This is a genomic window from Micromonospora sp. NPDC051196, assembly GCF_040682415.1.
Taxonomy (GTDB): domain Bacteria; phylum Actinomycetota; class Actinomycetes; order Mycobacteriales; family Micromonosporaceae; genus Micromonospora.
The window spans coordinates 1-19,044 of record NZ_JBFBAY010000004.1 but is presented as its reverse complement, the minus strand read 5'-3'; the positions used below and the strand labels follow the sequence as shown (position 1 = coordinate 19,044).

Genomic DNA, 19,044 nt, shown 5'->3' with positions numbered 1-19,044 from the left:
GCATGGCGATCCCGCACCTGCACCACCCCGCCGCACCCGGCACCGACCCGTCCGGCCCTGCGCTGCCCGGTACCGACCTGCCCGGCACCGACCTGCGGGCCGAGCCCGGCTCGTTCCGCGACCCGGCCAACCGGGTCTTCCACGCCGGTGAGGACGTGCTGCGCGCACTCGACGAGACGGCGACAGCGCACTGGCGGGCCCTGGTCGACACTGACTTCTTCCCGCCGCTGATGGCCGCCGGCAAGGTCTGCGGCACCGAGGAGATGCCGGCGGACACGGCACCGCAGCGGTGGTCGGCGGTGCTTCGGCACGAACGAATCCCGTTCGTCTCCCACCCGTACGAGTGGTCCTTCGCGATGCTGCGCGACGCCGCGCTGCTGCACCTGGAGATCCTGCGGGCGGCCCTGCCGGCGGGCTTCACCACCAAGGACGGCTCGGCGTACAACCTGCAATGGCGGGGCACCGAACCGGTCTTCATCGACGTGGGTTCGTTCGCTCCGCTACGCGAGGGCGAACCCTGGGCCGGCTACCGGCAGTTCTGCCAGACCCTGCTCTACCCGCTGCTGCTCAACGCCCATCTCGGGGTCGACTTCCAGCCGTGGCTGCGCTCGCAGGTCGACGGCATCGAACCGGACCAGATGGGCCGGCTCTTCCGCGGCCTGCGCCGCCTGCTGCCCGGGGTGCTCACCCACGTCCACCTGCACGACAGCGTGCAACGCCGCAACGCCGCCCGGACCACCACCGACGTACGCGCGCAACTGCGCGACGCCGGGTACAGCCGCGAGCTGGCGCTGGCCACCGTACGCGGGATGGAGAAGCTGGTCCGGCGCCTGGACCACCAGCCGCCGACCAGTCACTGGGTCGACTACCAGCGCACCTGCGGCTACTCCGACGCCGACCGGGCGACCAAGGAACGGTTCGTCACCGCCGCGTTGACCAGCGCCCCGCGGCGGCGACTCGTGCTCGACCTGGGCGCCAACGACGGCCGGTACTCCCGGCTCGCCGCCGGCCACGCTGACTACGTCGTCGCCGTGGAACAGGATCCGGCGGTGGTGGACCGGCTCTACCGCACCCTGCGCGGCGAGGGCCAGCGGCGGGTGCTGCCGCTGGTGATGGACCTGGCCGACCCGTCACCCGGCGGCGGCTGGCGCGGGGTCGAACGGGCCTCCTTCACCGCCCGCACCGGCGCGGACACTGTGCTCGCCCTGGCGCTGGTGCATCACCTGGCGATCGGCCGCAACGTGCCGTTGCCCGAGGTGCTGGCCTGCCTCACCGCCCTGGCCGCCCCCGGTGGCCGGCTGGTGGTGGAGTTCGTCCACCCCGAGGACCCGATGGCCCGCCGACTGCTGGCCAACAAGCCCGACGGGCTCTTCCCGGACTACCGGCGGGACGCCTTCGAGACGCTGCTCGCCGCGCACGGCACGGTCACCGACCGGCTGGAGCTGCCGTCGGGCACCCGGACCCTGTACCGGGTGGCCCTGGGTGGCTGACCAGCCCGTTACCGAGCAGCGGACACGCCGCTGGCGGTGGGGGTGGGGTGGCTGGCGGACCGAGGTCGGCCGGCTGCTGGAGGTTGCGGCGCTGCTCGGCCTGGTGATCACCCAGCCGTTGCTGGACGTGCTCGGTCGCAGCCCGGACTTCTTCCTGTTCCACCGCGCCGACCGCTGGGAGATCCTGCTGCTGGTGGCCCTGGTCGCGGTGCTGCCGACGATGGCGGTCGGGCTGCTCGGCCTGGCCAGCGGGCTGCTCGGGCCGACGGTACGCACGGCGACGCACTCGCTGATGGTGGGCCTGCTGGTCGCCGCGTTGGCGGTGCAGGTCGGTCGGCAGCTGACGCCGCTGCGGGGCGTACCGCTGCTGCTGGCGGCAATCGCGGTCGGTGCCGTCGGGGCGCTGGCCCATCGGCGGTGGCGGAGCCTGGGCCGGGTGCTGCGGGTGGCCGGCGTCGGCCCGCTGATCTTCGTCGGGTTGTTCCTGTTCGCCTCACCGACCGCACCGGTCGTGCTGCCCCGCGGCGACGGCGGTGCGGCCGGTACCGCCATCGGCAACCTGCACCCACCGGTGGTCATGCTGGTCCTCGACGAGCTGCCGCTGGTCTCCCTGCTCGGCCCGGACGGCAGCATCGACGCGCAGCGCTTCCCGCACTTCGCCGAGTTGGCCGCCGCCTCCACCTGGTACCGCAACGCGACCGGCGTGAGCGGCTGGACGCCGTACGCGCTGCCGGCGATGTTGACCGGCCGCTACCCGGCCCAGCCGTACGCCCCGCACTACTCGCACTACCCGGACAACCTGTTCACCGCCTTCGGCGGCCTGTACGACATCCGGGCCGAGGAGAGCATCACCCGGCTGTGCCCGCCCAGCCGCTGCGAGCAGCCGGTCACACCGGAGCAGGGGCTCGGCGTGCTGGTCCGCGAGACCGGCCAACTGCTGCGCCAGGTGACCGCGCCGCAGGACAGCCGGATCGACCCGGAGAACTCCTATCGGGAACGCACCGCCGAGGAGGCGGGCATCGACGCCGCCGAACCGGTGCCGGACGACCCGAAGTTCCGCTGGGACAGCCTGAACGTCAACCAGCCGGCCCGGTTCACCAGCTTCCTCAACGGCCTGACCCCCGCGCCCCGTCCGACACTGCACTTCCTGCACCTGCTGATGCCGCACTCGCCGTGGGCGTACCTGCCCTCCGGCGCCCGCTACGCCGCGCCGGAGGAGTTCCCCAATGAGGGCGACGGCTGGGTGGACCTGGCCCGTACCCGTCATCTGGCGCAGCTCGGCTACACCGACCGGCTGATCGGCGAGACGCTGCGGACGCTGCGCGAGACCGGCCTGTGGGACCAGGCGCTGGTGGTGGTGACCGCCGACCACGGGGTCAGCTTCACCAAGGGCGCCCAGGGGCGGGGAATGGACGCCATCCGGGCCGCCGCCGACGAGGTGGCCTGGGTGCCGATGTTCGTCAAGACGCCGGGACAGCGCGCTGGCCGGGTCGACGACCGCAACTGGGAGCACGTCGACCTGCTACCCACCATCGCCGACCAGGCCGCCATCTCGCTGCCCTGGCCGGTCGACGGCCGGTCCGCCCGCCAGGCCCCGCGCGCCGAAGCGGGCAAGGTGTTCTACGACCGGCCGGCCGAACCGACCCCGATCAGCGGCGGTGTGCCGGACCCCCTGCCACCGCCGCAGCCGCATCCGTTGGTCGGCACCGTGGTGTCGGACGCCCCGGCCGGCGGCACCGTCCGGATCGGCGGTCAGGACGGCTTCGGCTCCGTCGACCCGGACAGTGGCCAACTGCCGGCGCTGATCTGGGGCACCCTGCCCGGAGACGTCCCCGACGGCACACTGCTGGCGGTAGCCGTCAACGGCACCGTCGCCTCGGTCGTACCGGTGGTGGCCCCTGACCCGGGGGGACGGCGCTTCGCCGCGCTGCTCGCCGACGACCAGTTCTTCCGGGCCGGCCCGAACCGGCTCGATCTGTACCTGGTCGGGCCGGACGGCACCCTCCGACAGCTCACCGTTTCCTGAACGGCCCGGCGCCCGGACGACGGCCTTCGCCGACGGGTCGAACCGTCCTCACTGAGCCGTCGCACAGTCCCGTTTCGCTCGCCGATTTCCGCGTTCCACGTGCTTTGCGTTCCTTTCTGTCCTGATCGTCGGGGTTTCCTCGCCGCCTCGTCGGGAATCGGGTGACGCATACCTCACCGCAGAACCACGCCGAGCGGTGTTGCCGCAACCGCAATTACGGTAGAAGCGAAGGCAATTCAACGTAGATCTGCCGGCGAAGCGAGGAAACACATGACGGAAGTCAAGCTCGATCACTCCGGCGGGCAGCTGTCGATGCCGGTACATTCCGCGGTCGAGGGCCCCGCCGGCATCGGTGTGGGCAAGCTCCTCAAGGAAACCGGACTGACGACGTACGACCCCGGTTTCGTCAACACCGCCGCCTGCTCGTCCGCGATCACCTACATCGACGGGGACGCGGGCATCCTGCGTTATCGGGGTTACCCGATCGAGCAGCTGGCCGAGAAGAGCTCCTTCCTGGAGGTCTCCTACCTGCTGATCTACGGTGAGCTGCCGACCAGCGAGCAGCTGACCGAGTTCAGTGAGCGGATCCGTCGGCACTCGCTGCTGCACGAGGAGATGCGCCGGTTCTTCGACGGCTTCCCCCGGGACGCGCACCCGATGGCGGTGCTCTCCTCGGCGGTGAGCGCCATCTCCACCTTCTACCAGGACAGCCTGGACCCGTTCGACGCCCAGCACGTGGAGATGTCCACGGTGCGGCTGATGGCGAAGGTCCCGACCATCGCCTCGTACGCCTACAAGAAGTCCATCGGGCAGCCGCTGCTGTACCCGGACAACTCGCTGGGCTACGTGGAGAACTTCCTGCGGATGACGTTCGGCGTGCCGGCGGAGCCGTACGAGGTCGACCCGGTGATGGCCCGGGTGCTGGACATGCTGTTCGTCCTGCACGCCGACCACGAGCAGAACTGCTCCACCTCGACCGTACGGCTGGTGGGTTCCAGCAACGCCAACCTGTTCGCCTCGGTCTCCGCCGGCGTGAACGCCCTGTTCGGCCCGCTGCACGGCGGCGCCAACCAGGCGGTGCTGGAGATGCTGGAGCGGATCTCCGCCGAAGGCGGTGACGTGCAGTCCTTCGTCCGCAAGGTCAAGGACAAGCAGGACGGCGTCAAGCTGATGGGCTTCGGCCACCGGGTCTACAAGAACTACGACCCGCGTGCCGCGATCGTGAAGAAGGCGGCCCAGGACGTGCTCGGCCGGATGGCCAAGCCCGACCCGCTGCTGGACATCGCCATGGAGCTGGAGGAGATCGCCCTCGCCGACGACTTCTTCGTCTCCCGGCGGCTCTACCCGAACGTGGACTTCTACACCGGCTTGATTTACAAGGCCATGGGCTTCCCGACCAAGATGTTCACCGTGCTGTTCGCCCTGGGCCGGCTGCCGGGCTGGATCGCCCAGTGGCGCGAGATGATCAACGACCCGGAGACCAAGATCGGTCGGCCGCGGCAGATCTACACCGGCGCCACCGAGCGCGACTACCTCCCGCTCGAAAAGCGCTGATCGGTAAGGAAGGGCCCCTTCTTAACGCCTCCGGTATAGGAGGGGCCCCTTCTTAACGGCGAGACGACGGCCGCCGTCCCCAGATCCGGGGTCGGCGGCCGTCGTGGTCCGCGAGGAGGGGGTTTTGCCCCGCGGCGCTCAGTGGTACGGGTGGTCGTCCTCGCTGCCGGCGGTGGTCGGCAGCGAACCGAGGACGTGGTCGATGACGTGGATCCGGGTGTTGGTCGCCTGGTAGTCGGCGCACACCGTCTCGGCCTCGTTGCCGAACCGGGCGCCCGAAGCCTGACCGCTGACGGCGAGTTCGCCCCCGGCGACGGTCTTGACGGTGCCGGCGGCGACCATCTCGGAGACCGGCATCGGCCCGGTCACCAGGTGCTCGCGCAGCAACTCACGCAGCTCGTCGGTGTCGTGCAGCAGCAGTTCGTCGAGGTTGGTCCGGGAGAACTTCTCCGCGAACGCGTCGTCGGTGGGCGCCAACACGGTCACCCCGGTCAGCTCGCCGGCCAGGCCCGTGGCCCGGACGGCCGCGTCGAAGGTGGTCAGCACGGGAATCCACTGCACGGCCTGGTCGGCGGGCATGCCGGCGAGCGATTCCGGGTTCCCCGGCTCGGCGCCCGCCGGCAGCTCGGCGCAGAGTGGACCGGTGACGGTGAACGCGACGGGCGTGATCCCGTTGTCGTCCGTCGCGTTGCCACCGGAACACCCCGTGACCGCCAGCAGCGTGGCCAGAGCCAACCCGGCGGCCGGGCCGACCAGTCTGACCCGCCGTGGTGTCGGCCTCATGGTGTCGAGGAAGACGTCGGTCACGGTGTTCTCCACTCCGCACTTGGTGTACCGGCAGGCCGGGCGCGGAACCGGCCTGCCGGTACGTCTGTTACCGGTTGACGGTCAGCGGCTCAGAGGCGAGCGCACTGGCCGATCTTGAGGCCCCGAACGGTGTTGGGGGTCTCCAGGTTCACCGGCGTGACGGCGTTGCTGGTGCAGGTCAGCAGACCGGTGAGGTTGTTGCCCGCCACCAGCGGCGCCCCGATGACGCCGTTGGCCACGTTGGCCGGGCCGCTGGCCTTGGTGCCGTGCACCAGCACCGAGCCGTTGATCTTGTTGCCGACCATGATGACCGGGCCGGCGGTGTTGAGCACGTTGACCATCGCGTTGACCTTGCTGTCGGTCAGCACGAACCCGGCCGCGCGGTCAGCGTGGACCAGACCGTTGATCGTGCTGCCGGTGGCGATGAGCGTGGCACCCTTCTTCACCGTGATCGCGCCCCGCACGGTGGCGTCGGCGATGCAGGTGACACCGGAGACCGTCAGCGCACCCTTGCGGGTACCGGTCACGGTCGGCATGATCCGCTCGCCGGCGACCAGGCCGGCGACGGCCTGCTCGTCGAGCAGCAGCGGCACCAGGCCCCGCTGCGGCTGGGACAGCGGAACGATGTACCCGTCGGCGGTCTTGATGACCTTCCAGCCGTGCGCGGCGAGCCGCTGGGCCACCGTGGTGCCCTGGCCGCCCGGACCGTCGGTGCGGGCACCGTTGTACTGCTCCTCGGTGAGCTTGTACGCGCACGGCGCGTGCTGGAGGATGTTCTCCTCGCGCGGAGCGTCGACCGGCGGCGGAGCCTCACCCGGGTGCGGGGCGGGGTACGCCTTGATCTCCCGGGAGCCCTCGAGGACGATCGGTCCGGTGTTCGCGGACTGGAACTTGATCGCGTCGGCCCGAGCCTTGTTGAGGTCCTTGAGGGCCGCGCCGTGGTACTGGAAGAACTGGTTGAACGTCCACAGCCCGGAGTAGGTCTTGCGCCGACGGTTGTTGGCGGTGTTGCTCTCGTTCGGCCGGGTGGGGCCGCCGGAGCTGCGCAGCTCCAGCAGGGAGTTGACCACGTTCTTCAGGCCGAGGGTGTTGCGCAGGATGGTCTCCTGACCCAGACCGACCGTGGCGCCGGGGGTGCAGCCGTACGGGCAGGCCCACCAGCCGTCCTTGGCACCCTGGGTGTACATGTGGCCTTCGATCATGTCCTGCGACTCGTCGAAGATGCCCTGGGCCACGTTCGCGTGCCGCGGCGACAGCATCGGCAGGTCACCGGTGTTGGAGTTGCCGTACTCGTGGCCGTCGTAGCCGGCGATCGGCCGGTAGTCGCGGACCATCTCCGCGAAGGCCTGGGTCTCCGGCTGACGGATCAGCGAGTGGTCCCGGTTGAGGTCCTGACCGGTCGAGTTGCCCCGGCTGTTGGCCGCCCGACCGTCGCCGTTGATCGTCGGCACGATCAGCACGGTGGTCTTCGACAGCAGCGAGAGCGTGGCCTGGTCGCTGGTGAAGGCCAGCTGGCGCGCCATGATGAAGCACGCCTCACGGTCGCCCGGCTCGTTGCCGTGCACGTTGCAGTTGACGACCAGCGGGCTCGTCGCGGCCACCGCCTCCGGGGTCGCCGGCGGCTTCGGGTAGCCGATGACGAACATGTTGATCGGCCGGTTGTTGACCGTGCGGCCGATCTCCGTCACGCGCACCCGGTCGCTCAGCTCGTCGATGGCCGCGGTGTACGCGTACTCGTTGACGTCGCTGGTGTACTGCGCGCCGAGCGTCTGCTCCCACTGCGTACGCAGGTTCTGACCCGGGATGTTCGGGTCGCCCCAGTGCGGCTTGGTGGTAGCGGTGACCGCGGCCGAGTACGGCTGCGCCTCGGTGCCGAACCGCGCCCGGACCCGCCACTGGAAGCGGTCGCCGGGGGCGAACCCGGCGTCGGCGAAGGTCGGCTTGTCGTTGTTGATCTGGCGGTTCGGCCGCCAGACGCCGACGATCACGCCGGCACCGGTGGCGGTGCCATCCTCCGCGACCGGCGTCCGCTCGATCTGGTAGTCGGTGGCCCCGTCGACGTGGGTCCAGGCCAGGGTCGCGTAACCATCACCCTGGACGACCGTCATGTTCTGAACCTGGTTCGGCTCCGCCTGGGTCTGCAGGGCGATAGCGGCCGGCTGGCCGTTTGCCTGGGCGGGCAGCGCCGTCACCGCGAGGATGGCGGCGAGCAGGCTGGAGAAGACACCGGCCCTTGTCCGTCTGTATCTCAAAAGGATCTCCAAACAGGAGGGATGGCTGGGTGTCGAACAGCACACCTGGCGCGCGCCGGTCGCGGGGCCCCGAGCTGGGAATCTTGAGGATCATCTGAGGTTGCGGACACTGATCCGCCACTCAGTCGACCCGCAACCGATATCCGACTCCGCGTACGGTTTCCACCAGTCCGGCGTCGTCCAGCTTGCCGCGCAGCGCCGCGACGTGGACGTCGAGGTTGTGCCGGGTCGCCCAGGTCGTGTGCCACACCTCCAGCTGCAACCGGTCCCGGGGCACCACGGTGCCCGCCTGCCGGGCCAGCGCCACCAGCAGGTCGAACTCCTTGCGGGACAGGGCGACCTCCCGGTCGCCGACCCAGACGCGGCGGGCGTCGACGTCGATGCGCAGCGGACCGACCTGAAGGGCGGTCATCGACCGCACGGTACGGCTGGTCCGGCGCATCACCGCATCGATGCGGGCCTGCAACTCCACCATCGAGAACGGCTTCACCACGTAGTCGTCGGCGCCGGCACGCAGCCCCGCCACCCGGTCGTGTTCCTCGGCGCGGGCGGTCACCGCGATGATGGCGACCGTCTCGTTGTGCTGGCGGAACCGCCGGCACACCTCCAGGCCGTCACGATCGGGCAGGTTCATGTCCAGCAGGATGAGGTCGACCGGCTCGGCCTCGGCCGCCTCGGCCGCCGTCAGCGCCTGCACCACCTCGTGCCCCCGTCGTCGCAGCGCCGAGGCGAGCCCCGCCGACACCCGCAGATCGTCTTCCACCAGGAGCACCCGCACCCGCACCCTCCTCGACCCGCCCCCGTTGGATGTACGCGAGTCTGTCGGATGTGAACGTGCGTTGACCAGTGCGGATACAAGATCGTAACGCTAGAAACGGCTGCCCGAACGGCCCTGACGTCGGCCCGAGACTGCGGACTGTGGGGCGCCGATGACCCTCCGTGTCAGATGCAACGACATCTCTCGACCCGATCCACCGCCACCCGGCCCACGGTCGTCACCGCCCGTATCAGCACCACCGCCCGGCCGTCCCGCACTGTCCCCTTTGCTCTGCTTCAACCCACGCAACGGTCACCGACCGTGCGGGAAGCAGTGCGTCTGCTTCTCCCGCCCGCCGGATCCGCCCAGCTCAGGAGCTATTGCGTGGGTTGAGGCAGAGCAAAGGGGCGGCGGGGGAATAGTCGCTGATCACCGTATCGGTCACGCAATGCCACATCCCCGTCCGCGACGCCAGCCGCGAACAGTCGGCGGTGGCGGTCAGCGCAGGCCGGCGGCGGCGAGCAGGTTGCCCTCCGGCACCATCGGCCGTGGCCGACCGTGCGCCATCTGCTGCGCCGCGCGTTCGGCCGCGACCGTCGGAGCCTGCGCGATCGCCGAGGCGTACGCGGACGCGGTGCGGCTGGCGATGGCCGCCCAGCCGTACCGCTCGTGCACCATCGCGCGAGCGCGTCGGGCCAGCGTCCGGGCGTGCTCGGGATCGGCGAGCAGGCCGTGCACCGCGTCGGTCAACGCCTGCGGGTCATGTGGACGGAAGGTCACTCCGGTGACGCCCGGCTCGACGATCTCGGCGAGGCCGCCGGTCTCGGCGACCGCGAGTGGTGCACCGGCGGCGGCCCCCTCCAGGGCGACCATGCCGAACGGCTCGTAGATGCTGGGCACCGCGAAGCAGTCCGAGGCGGCCATCACCGCCGGCAGATCCGTGCCACCGAGGAACCCGGGCAGGCTGACCGTGTCGGCCAGGCCGAGCCGGTGCACGTCGGCCTCCAACTCGGCCCGGTACGGGCCGTCGCCGACGATCACCGCGCGCAGCCCCGGGTGCCGCTCCCGCAGCCGGGGCAGCCCGGCGAGCAGGTGTTGCACGCCCTTCTCGTACACCAGCCGGCCGGCGAAGGTGACCAGCGGACCGTCCCCGGCGAACCGGGTCCGCGCCTGCGCGACGGCGCTGGCCGGTACCCGCCAGCGGTGCGGCTCCACCCCGTTGGGCACCACGTCGACGCGACCGGCGGGCACGCCGAACAGCCCGGTCACCTCGTCGCGCATGTAGCCGGAGCAGACCACCACCCGGGTCGACTCGGTGCCGAGCCACTGCTCGACACCGTGGATGGTGCGGTTCATCTCGTCGGGCAACCAGCCCTGGTGCCGGCCCGCCTCGGTGGCGTGGATGGTGCTGACCAGCGGCAGGTCGAGGTGTTCGCGCAGAGTCATCGCGGTGTGCGCGACCAGCCAGTCGTGGGCGTGGATGACGTCGTACCCGCCAGTGGAGGCGGCGCGCAGCGCGGCGCGGGTGAGCGTGTGGTTGAACGCCATCGTCCAGGCCAGCAGGCTCTCGGTGGCCAGCGGGAAGGTCACCGGATCCTCGGCGGCGCGGACGACCCGGACGCCGTCGACGTACTCCTCCAGCGGCGCGCCCTCGGCATGACGGGTGACGACGGTGACCTCGTGTCCGGCGGCGGCCAGGGCCACCGACAGGGCGTGCACGTGCCGGCCGAGGCCACCCACGAGCACCGGCGGGAACTCCCAGGACAGCATCAGGATGCGGTGTGTCCGCGGCGGGTTGGCCGGGCCGGACTGGGCCGGGATCTGGGCTCGCGAGGTGAGGGTGGGCCGGTGGGTCCGGTCCGGGGCGGTGGCGGTACGCCCGCCGATCCGCAGGGTCGTCACATCAGTCTCCGTCCGTGCAGGAAGGAACGCGCCGGCGTCGATGACGGCGAAGGAACATCGGTGGGTTTCGGACACGCGCGCACGCGTCCGGCGGTGCGAGGATCGAGGCAGGAGCGACCAGACGCCAGCGGCTCGGCACGATCACCGGCGCTGGACGTCTCGCCCGCAACAAGGAAACGTCATGTCGGCCGATTCCGCACGTTGAGGACGGTCACAGTGACTGACGGCACCACGAGGGTTCAGCCGGGGTCAGTCGGGCGGATACCAGGCATTCATCCGATCGGATGGATTGGTGGCCGATCGTGCGGGGCATTACGCCCGCGCGCATCAGCCGGGCCCCCGGACAGGTGCGCTCATGATGCGGGCGCGCTCATGATTCTTGCCTAAGGAGCGACATGCAGGTCTGGCCGGGCGAGCGATACCCTCTCGGGGCGACGTACGACGGGATGGGCACCAACTTCGCGATCTTCTCCGAGGTGGCCGAGCGGATCGAGCTCTGCCTCTTCGACGAGTGGGACGTCGGCCATGAGCGCCGGGTGGAGCTGCGCGAGGTCGACGCGTACGTCTGGCACGCGTACATCCCGGGGATCGGGCCGGGCCAGCGGTACGGCTACCGGGTGCACGGCCCGTACGACCCGGCGAACGGGCTGCGCTGCAACCCGCACAAGCTGCTCATCGACCCGTACGCCAAGGCGGTCGACTCCGACGTGCGGTGGGATCCGGCGGTCTACGACTACACCCTCGGCGACCCGGACCGGATGAGCGAGACCGACTCGGCGCCGTTCATGCCGAAATCGGTGGTGGTGAACCCGTACTTCGACTGGGGCAACGACGCCCCGCCGCGCATCCCGTACCACCGCTCGGTCATCTACGAGGCCCACGTACGCGGCCTGACCATGCGGCTGCCCGGCATCCCGCAGGAGCTACGCGGCACGTACGCCGGCATCGCCTCGCCCCCGATGATCGAGCACCTGACCCGGCTCGGCGTGACCGCCATCGAACTGATGCCGGTGCACCAGTTCGTCAACGACCACCGCCTGGCCGATGAGGGGCTGCGCAACTACTGGGGCTACAACACCATCGGCTTCTTCGCCCCGCACCACGGCTACTCGGCGCTGGGCCACCTGGGCCAGCAGGTGCAGGAGTTCCGGGGAATGGTCAAGGCGCTGCACGCCGCCGGCATCGAGGTCATCCTCGACGTGGTCTACAACCACACCGCCGAGGGCAACCACCTCGGCCCGACGCTCAGCTTCAAGGGCGTCGACAACCCCAGCTACTACCGGCTCAGCGAGGAAGACCGACGTCACTACGTCGACTACACCGGCACCGGCAACAGCCTCAACGTCCGCAGCCCGCACTCCCTGCAACTGATCATGGACTCGTTGCGGTACTGGGTGACCGAGATGCACGTCGACGGCTTCCGCTTCGACCTGGCCGCCACCCTGGCCCGCGAGTTCTACGAGGTGGACCGGCTCTCCACCTTCTTCGAGGTGGTGCAGCAGGACCCGGTGGTCGGCCGGGTCAAACTGATCGCCGAGCCGTGGGACGTCGGCCCCGGCGGCTACCAGGTGGGCAACTTCCCGCCGCAGTGGACCGAGTGGAACGGCAAGTACCGCGACACCGTCCGCGACTTCTGGCGCGGCGAACCCGCCACCCTGGCCGAGTTCGCCTCCCGCATCTGCGGCTCCGCCGACCTTTACCAGGACGACGGCCGCCGCCCCTTCCACAGCATCAACTTCGTCACCTGCCACGACGGGTTCACCCTCACCGACCTGGTGTCGTACAACGACAAGCACAACGAGGCCAACGGCGAGGACAACCGGGACGGGGAGAGCCACAACCGGTCCTGGAACTGCGGTGTCGAGGGTGACACCGACGACCCCGGCGTGCTGGCCCTGCGCGCGAAGCAGCGGCGCAACTTCATCGCCACCCTGCTGCTGTCCCAGGGCGTACCGATGATCGGCCACGGCGACGAGTTGGGCCGTACCCAGCGCGGCAACAACAACGCCTACTGCCAGGACAGCGAACTGGCCTGGGTCGACTGGGACAACGTCGATCACGACCTGCTCGACTTCACCCGCCGACTGGTCGCCTTCCGCCGCCAGCACCAGGTGTTCCAGCGCCGCCGCTTCTTCACCGGCCTGCCGGTCCGCGGCCGGGGAGCCGACGAACCCCTGCCCGACCTGGCCTGGTACACCCCCGACGGGCGGGAGATGACCGGCGAGGACTGGGGCAACGACTTCGGCCGCTCGGTGGCGCTGTTCGTCAACGGCGACGGCATCCGCGAACGCGGCCAGTACGGCCAGCGCCACCACGACGCGTCCTTCTGGCTCTGCTTCAACGCCCACGACGCCCCACTGGATTTCAGTCCACCACCGGTCGAGTTCGGCCAGCGCTGGGAGTTGGTCGTCAGCACCGCCGAACCTGACCAGGACAAGGGCACCACCGTCGAGGCCGGCGGCACGCTCTGCGTACCGGACCGGTCCCTGGTGGTGCTGGAGAGGGGCGCCTGAGATGACCGCGAAGCCCCTCGGCGCCACCTACCGGGTGCAGGTGCGCCCCGACTTCGACCTGGACGCCACCGCCGGCCTCGCCGGCTACCTCGCCGACCTCGGCGTCACCCATCTGTACAGCGCGCCGCTGCTGGCCGCCGCCCCGGGCAGCGCGCACGGCTACGACGTGGTCGACCACCGTCAGGTCAACCCCGAACTCGGCGGCGAACCCGCCCGGCAACGGCTGCTGCGGGCGCTGCGGTCGGTCGGCCTCGGGCTGGTCGCGGACATCGTGCCCAACCACGCCGGGGTCGCCGTACCGGCCGCCAACCCGGCCTGGTGGGACGTGCTGCGCCGGGGGCGAGACTCGGCGTACGCGGACTGGTTCGACATCGACTGGGAACGGGGCCGACTGCTGCTGCCGGTGCTCGCCGAGAGCCCCGACGCGCTGGACGACCTAGCCATCGTCGACGGGGAACTGCGCTACCACGAGCACCGCTTCCCGATCGCCGACGGCACCGGCGACGGCAGCCCCCGCGAGGTGCACGACCGGCAGCACTACGAGTTGGTCTGCTGGCGGCGCGGCGACGCCGAGCTGACGTACCGTCGGTTCTTCGCCGTTTCCAGCCTGGCCGGGCTGCGGGTGGAGGATCCGGCGGTGTTCGCCGCCACCCACGAGCTGATCCTGGCCTGGGCGGCGGCCGGCGAGGTCGACGGCATCCGGGTCGACCACCCCGACGGGCTGCGCGACCCGGCCGGCTACCTGGCCCGGTTGCGCGACGCCGCGCCCGACGCGTGGCTGGTCGTGGAGAAGATCCTGGAGTACGGCGAGGAACTGCCCGGCTGGCCGGTCGACGGCACCACCGGTTACGACGCCCTCGCGGCGGTCTGCGGACTCTTCGTCGACGGTGACGCCGAAGCCGACTTCACCGCCCTGGACACCCGGCTGACCGGCCGAGCCACCTCCTGGGCCGACCTGACCCACGACACCAAACTCGGTGCCGCCACCCGACTGCTCGCCGCCGAGTTGACCCGACTGGCCGCCCTCGCCCCCGAGGTGGACGCCGACGCCGCCCGCGCCGCCCTGGCCGAGTTGGCCGCCGCGTTCCCGGTCTACCGCGGCTACCCGCCCGACGGGGTACGCCACCTGGCCAACGCCCGCGCCGAAGCCGGCCGCCGACGCACCGACCTGACCGGCGCGCTGGACGCGATCACCCGGCGGCTGCGCGACCCCGACGACGAACTGGCCCGCCGCTTCCCACAGTTCACCGGCGCGGTGATGGCCAAGGGCGTGGAGGACACCGCCTACTACCGGTGGAGCCGGTTCGTGGCCCTCAACGAGGTCGGGGGCAGCCCCACCCACTTCGGCACCCTGCCAGGCCGCTTCCACCGCTTCGCCGCCGCCCGCCACGACCGCTGGCCGAACAGCATGACCACCCTGTCGACCCACGACACCAAACGCGGCGAGGACGTCCGCGCCCGCCTCGCCGTCCTCGCCGAGCTGCCGCAGCGCTGGGCGCAGCTGGTGACCGGCTGGATGGCGGCCGTGCCGCTGCCCGACGCCGCCCTGGCCCACCTGCTGTGGCAGACCGCCGTCGGCGCCTGGCCCGTCGAACGCGAGCGCCTGCACGCGTACGCCGAGAAGGCCGCCCGGGAGGCCGCGGCCTCGACCAGTTGGACCGCCCCCGACCCGGCCTTCGAGCAGGCCATGCACGCCCTGGTCGACGCCATGTACGACGACCCGGCGGTCAGCCGCGAACTGGCCGCCTTCGCCACCGAGATCACCCCGGCCGGCTGGTCCAACTCGCTCGGCCAGAAGCTGATCCAACTCGCCATGCCCGGCGTGCCCGACACCTACCAGGGCACCGAGCTGTGGGACAACTCCCTGGTCGACCCGGACAACCGCCGCCCGGTCGACTTCGGCGTACGCCGGGAACTGCTGGCCCGGCTCGACGCTGGCTGGCAGCCGGCGGTGGACGAGACCGGCGCGGCCAAGCTGCTGGTGGTGTCCCGCACCCTGCGGGCCCGCCGGGACCGTCCGGAGCTGTTCGGCGACTACCAGCCGGTGCTCGCGCACGGCCCGGCCGCCCGACACGCCGTCGCCTTCGACCGGGGTGGCGCCATCGCCGTGGCCACCCGCCTGCCGCTGCGGCTGACCGCCGAGGGCGGCTGGCGCGACACCAGCATGTCATTGCCCGTTAATCAGATGTCGTGCCTGTTCACCGGTCAGGTCTACAGTGATGGACTGGTCCGGCTCGCGGACCTGTTGGCCACATATCCCGTCGCTCTGCTGGTGCCCACCACCTGACCCGGGAGGCTGCGTCATGTCCGAATTCACGGTCTGGGCGCCCGAGGCGAAACGGGTACGGCTGCGCCTGCCCGACGCCGACCACGAAATGCACGCCGGCCGGGGCGGCTGGTGGCGCGTCGAAGTCCCCGACGCCGACGGCGACTACGCGTTCCTGCTGAACGACGACGACCAGGCGCTACCCGACCCCCGGTCGCAGTGGCAGCCGTTCGGCGTGCACGGCGTCAGCCGCGTCTACGACCACTCGGCCTTCGCCTGGACCGACGGCGCCTGGACCGGCCGGCAACTGCCCGGCAGCATCCTCTACGAACTGCACGTCGGCACCTTCACCCCCGAAGGCACCTTCGACGCCGCGATCGACAAGCTCGACCACCTGGTCGACCTCGGCGTCGACATGATCGAGCTGCTGCCGGTCAACGCCTTCAACGGCGAACACAACTGGGGGTACGACGGTGTCTGCTGGTTCGCCCCGCACGAACCGTACGGCGGCCCGGACGGGCTGAAACGGCTGGTCGACGCCGCCCACGCCAAAGGTCTGGGGGTGATCCTCGACGTCGTCTACAACCATTTCGGGCCCTCCGGGGCCTACGCGCCGCGCTTCGCGCCGTACCTCAGCGACCGCACCACCCCCTGGGGACAGGCCGTCAACCTCGACGGCCCGCACTCCGACGGGGTACGCCGCTTCATCCTCGACAGCGTGCTCATGTGGCTGCGCGACTACCACGTCGACGGGCTGCGCCTGGACGCCGTGCACGCCATGCCCGACACCCGCGCGGTGCACCTGCTGGAGGAGATCGCCGTCGAGGTCGAGAGTCTGTCGGTGCACCTGGGTCGCCCGCTGTCGCTGATCGCCGAATCCGACCTCAACGACCCCCGGCTGATCAGCCCACGCGAGGCCGGCGGCTACGGCCTGCAGGCCCAGTGGAACGACGACGCCCACCACGCCCTGCACACCCTGCTGACCGGCGAACGGCAGGGCTACTACGGCGACTTCGGCACCATGGAATGCCTCGCCGAGGTGCTGACCGGCGCCTTCTTCCACACCGGCACCTGGTCCAGCTTCCGCAACCGCCAACACGGCAGGCCCGTCGACCCGCGTACCCCCGGGCACCGCTTCGTGGCGTACCTGCAGAACCACGACCAGATCGGCAACCGCGCGGTTGGTGATCGCCTCGCGGCCTCGCTGTCACCTGGGCTGTTGCGGGTGGGGGCGGTGCTGCTGATGGCCTCGCCCTTCACCCCGATGATCTTCATGGGGGAGGAATGGGCTGCCTCGACACCCTGGCAGTACTTCACGTCGCACCCGGAACCCGAGTTGGCCGCTGCCGTGGTGTTGGGCCGTCGTCAGGAGTTCGCCACCCACGGCTGGTCCGCCGAGGCGGTGCCGGACCCGCAGGACCGGCAGACGTTCGTACGGTCCCGGTTGGACTGGGCCGAGCTGGACAAACCCGAACACCGGACGATGTACGAGTTCTATCGGCGGTTGATCGCGTTGCGGAAGTCGCGGCCGGAGTTGTCGGATCCGCACCTGTTCGCCGTCGAGGTGCGGCACGGGGACCGGTTCCTGGTGATGCGGCGGGGTGGCTGCCTGGTGGCGGCCAACCTCGCCGACAAGCCGCAGCGGGTGACGTTGCCGGGGGTGGCGCGACGGGTGCTGCTGGCGACGGGGGAGGGCGTCACGGTGACCCGCGACCGCATCGAATTACCAGCCGAGACAGCAGCCATCGTGGCGCTGTGATCGCCCCTATGGTGTTGGATCTGCGGAACGACCTGCTGGGTTTGCTATTGCGGCCTTGTGTGACGATGAGTCGAGCGGTGCCGACTCGGATGGAGTTGCGCAATGGCCTACTGGCTAAGGAACCGGAAGACGGCCTTGTTGGTGATTACGACGCTCGTTGTATCGATCATCACGATCGTTATTTTTTCTCCATTCTTCATAAACCTTGCGCTGGGTGGGCGGTCCGGCTGGGTTGAACTCTCCAACGTGGGGCAGGCCTACGGCGCGGCTTCTGCTCTGCTCTCTGCACTCGCTCTCGCGGGTATCGTCGTGTCTCTTTTTCTTCAATGGCGCCTAAACCTGATGTCGTACGCGGTCGCAGCGCGAGAGCGGCATTTCGAGCTAGTCAAGATGGCTATCGATAGACCAGAGATTTCTTATCTAGTGGGCGACGGATTAATTGATCCCAAAACGCTGCCGAAGTTGCTCCATATCAACCTGTGGGTGGGCCATTGGCGCCTTCTGTGGGAGATCGGGGAGATGGATGAGTTTCGACTGCGCTTGGCCTTCGCCGACCTGTTCCGCAATCCAGTTGCTCAGAGGTGGTGGAATCAATACGGTTCTGCCTGGTCAACTCAGGATGGGAAACGCGACCGTGTGTTCATCGAGCTTGCAAACCAGGAACTCCGTAAGGTTGAAGGGCATGCAAATCCAGGTGGCCAGAATCTTGCTGATGAATGAATGATGGCTGAAATGCGGCGAGGGAACACAAACTAAGGCGCTGCCGCGCCGCTGCGCTGTGGCCTAAAGCGGTCAACCAGACCGCACCTGTCGCCGTTGGCCGACGGCTCGAATTGGGAACGCGTCATCAGTTGCGAGGCTGTTCGGCAACTCGCCCACGCGCCGGAGCTTAACCCCGACAATCCATTTGCCAGCCGCTTCAATTGATGAGGTCGATCTTTGCTATCGCCGCCCGCAGCCCGGCTCCATGGATGGCATGAATTGCAAGATCAAGGTTGATTTTGCTGAAGAAAAACATTGAGTCTGCGAGATCTCCAAGCCTGTCGGTCGCTATAGCGAAAACCACAGTCCATTCGTCATAGCGCCCAGCAGATGCATTGGGAACTATTTGACTCAGTTGCTGGACGGCAGCCTTGCGATAATCTTGATTGTGGCTAAATAGGCGTGCCGAGACAGATCCTTGAGCAAACAGGTGGGAGAGGTTCGCGGAATCCTTCATCTTCTTCACGCAAATGAGTTCCCTGTTGCGGGTGAGTAGGTCGCAAACTTCTACCTTTAGGTTTCGCCCACCCGAGCTGTAGAAGAGTTTTTTGTCGAGTACTACATGCTCAAGTTGCCCTGAAAGGGCGTTACTGTTGTAGGTTCCCTCGTTTTCGCCGATTTTCCATGGCTGCAGCCGCAATTTGTCGGTCAGGTTAGGGATGCGGCGGACCCTGTCGTTTAGGTTCGACAGATGGTCGCTGTCGATCTGGTACCAAACGCCGGCGCAGGGCGCATATAACACTCCGTCTAGCTCGACTTCGGCCACAACGTACGGCAGTAAGGACGTTTTACGTGGGCTCTTCAACCCGTCGAAGAATGCAAGCACCCGCAACGAGCTCATAGGGTCTGGAGCGTTCCAGTCTGAGTGAGTGTTTGAGAAGGGGCGCGTCGGACTCGGTGTGCGGCTGATGACCGTGGATGCCTGGTTACCTTCGGCGTGCCTCGTAAGCGTCGGT

12 protein-coding genes are annotated in these 19,044 nt (G+C 69.3%); 7 read left to right on the top strand and 5 right to left on the bottom strand.

Annotated elements, in window-relative coordinates; all coding sequences use genetic code 11:
- The first annotated feature begins 2 nt into the window (after window positions 1-2).
- The 3 genes from AB0M35_RS10535 (at window position 3) to AB0M35_RS10525 (ending at window position 5,070) form a co-directional block, all read left to right on the top strand.
- Window positions 3-1,490 carry a class I SAM-dependent methyltransferase gene (locus tag AB0M35_RS10535; protein WP_363743871.1) on the top strand — a complete coding sequence of 496 codons (1,488 nt, stop codon included), beginning with the start codon at window positions 3-5 and terminating at the stop codon, window positions 1,488-1,490.
- Window positions 1,483-3,516, top strand: a complete 2,034-nt coding sequence (locus tag AB0M35_RS10530; protein ID WP_363743870.1) for a sulfatase-like hydrolase/transferase — start codon at window positions 1,483-1,485, stop codon at window positions 3,514-3,516. The genes AB0M35_RS10535 and AB0M35_RS10530 overlap by 8 nt, the downstream gene beginning before the upstream one ends.
- A gap of 270 nt (window positions 3,517-3,786) precedes the next feature.
- Window positions 3,787-5,070 carry a citrate synthase gene (locus AB0M35_RS10525; RefSeq protein WP_363743868.1) on the top strand — a complete coding sequence of 428 codons (1,284 nt, stop codon included), beginning with the start codon at window positions 3,787-3,789 and terminating at the stop codon, window positions 5,068-5,070.
- Window positions 5,071-5,208: 138 nt separating this feature from the next.
- Here AB0M35_RS10525 and AB0M35_RS10520 read toward each other — a convergent pair whose 3' ends face one another.
- The 4 genes from AB0M35_RS10520 to AB0M35_RS10505 all read right to left on the bottom strand — a co-directional run bounded on the left by AB0M35_RS10520 (window position 5,209) and on the right by AB0M35_RS10505 (window position 10,788).
- Window positions 5,209-5,877, bottom strand: coding sequence for a fasciclin domain-containing protein (locus AB0M35_RS10520; protein ID WP_363743866.1), 669 nt, complete (start codon window positions 5,875-5,877; stop codon window positions 5,209-5,211).
- Window positions 5,878-5,966: 89 nt separating this feature from the next.
- Window positions 5,967-8,129, bottom strand: a complete 2,163-nt coding sequence (locus AB0M35_RS10515) for a M14 family metallocarboxypeptidase (protein WP_363743864.1) — start codon at window positions 8,127-8,129, stop codon at window positions 5,967-5,969.
- A gap of 121 nt (window positions 8,130-8,250) precedes the next feature.
- Window positions 8,251-8,907, bottom strand: coding sequence for a response regulator transcription factor (locus AB0M35_RS10510; RefSeq protein WP_363743862.1), 657 nt, complete (start codon window positions 8,905-8,907; stop codon window positions 8,251-8,253).
- Window positions 8,908-9,384: 477 nt separating this feature from the next.
- Window positions 9,385-10,788: a glycosyltransferase family 4 protein gene (locus AB0M35_RS10505; RefSeq protein ID WP_363743860.1), complete on the bottom strand. Its 1,404-nt coding sequence runs from the start codon at window positions 10,786-10,788 to the stop codon at window positions 9,385-9,387.
- A 395-nt stretch (window positions 10,789-11,183) separates the two neighbouring features.
- Here AB0M35_RS10505 and glgX point away from each other — a divergent pair, with 395 nt between their 5' ends.
- The 4 genes from glgX (at window position 11,184) to AB0M35_RS10485 (ending at window position 18,046) form a co-directional block, all read left to right on the top strand.
- Window positions 11,184-13,301, top strand: a complete 2,118-nt coding sequence (gene glgX / locus AB0M35_RS10500; RefSeq protein WP_363743858.1) for a glycogen debranching protein GlgX — start codon at window positions 11,184-11,186, stop codon at window positions 13,299-13,301.
- A 1-nt stretch (window position 13,302) separates the two neighbouring features.
- A complete protein-coding gene (treY, locus tag AB0M35_RS10495; protein WP_363743856.1) occupies window positions 13,303-15,588 on the top strand; it encodes a malto-oligosyltrehalose synthase in 2,286 nt (761 codons plus the stop codon).
- A 16-nt stretch (window positions 15,589-15,604) separates the two neighbouring features.
- The gene (gene treZ / locus AB0M35_RS10490; protein WP_363743854.1) at window positions 15,605-17,326 is read left to right on the top strand and encodes a malto-oligosyltrehalose trehalohydrolase; all 1,722 of its coding nucleotides are present in this window, start codon (window positions 15,605-15,607) and stop codon (window positions 17,324-17,326) included.
- 102 nt (window positions 17,327-17,428) lie between these two features.
- Window positions 17,429-18,046, top strand: coding sequence for a DUF6082 family protein (locus AB0M35_RS10485; RefSeq protein WP_363743852.1), 618 nt, complete (start codon window positions 17,429-17,431; stop codon window positions 18,044-18,046).
- 199 nt (window positions 18,047-18,245) lie between these two features.
- Here the strand turns inward: AB0M35_RS10485 and AB0M35_RS10480 are convergent.
- Window positions 18,246-19,044, bottom strand: a 799-nt coding sequence (locus AB0M35_RS10480) for a DUF6119 family protein (RefSeq protein ID WP_363743850.1), incomplete at its 5' end; no start/stop codon positions are given.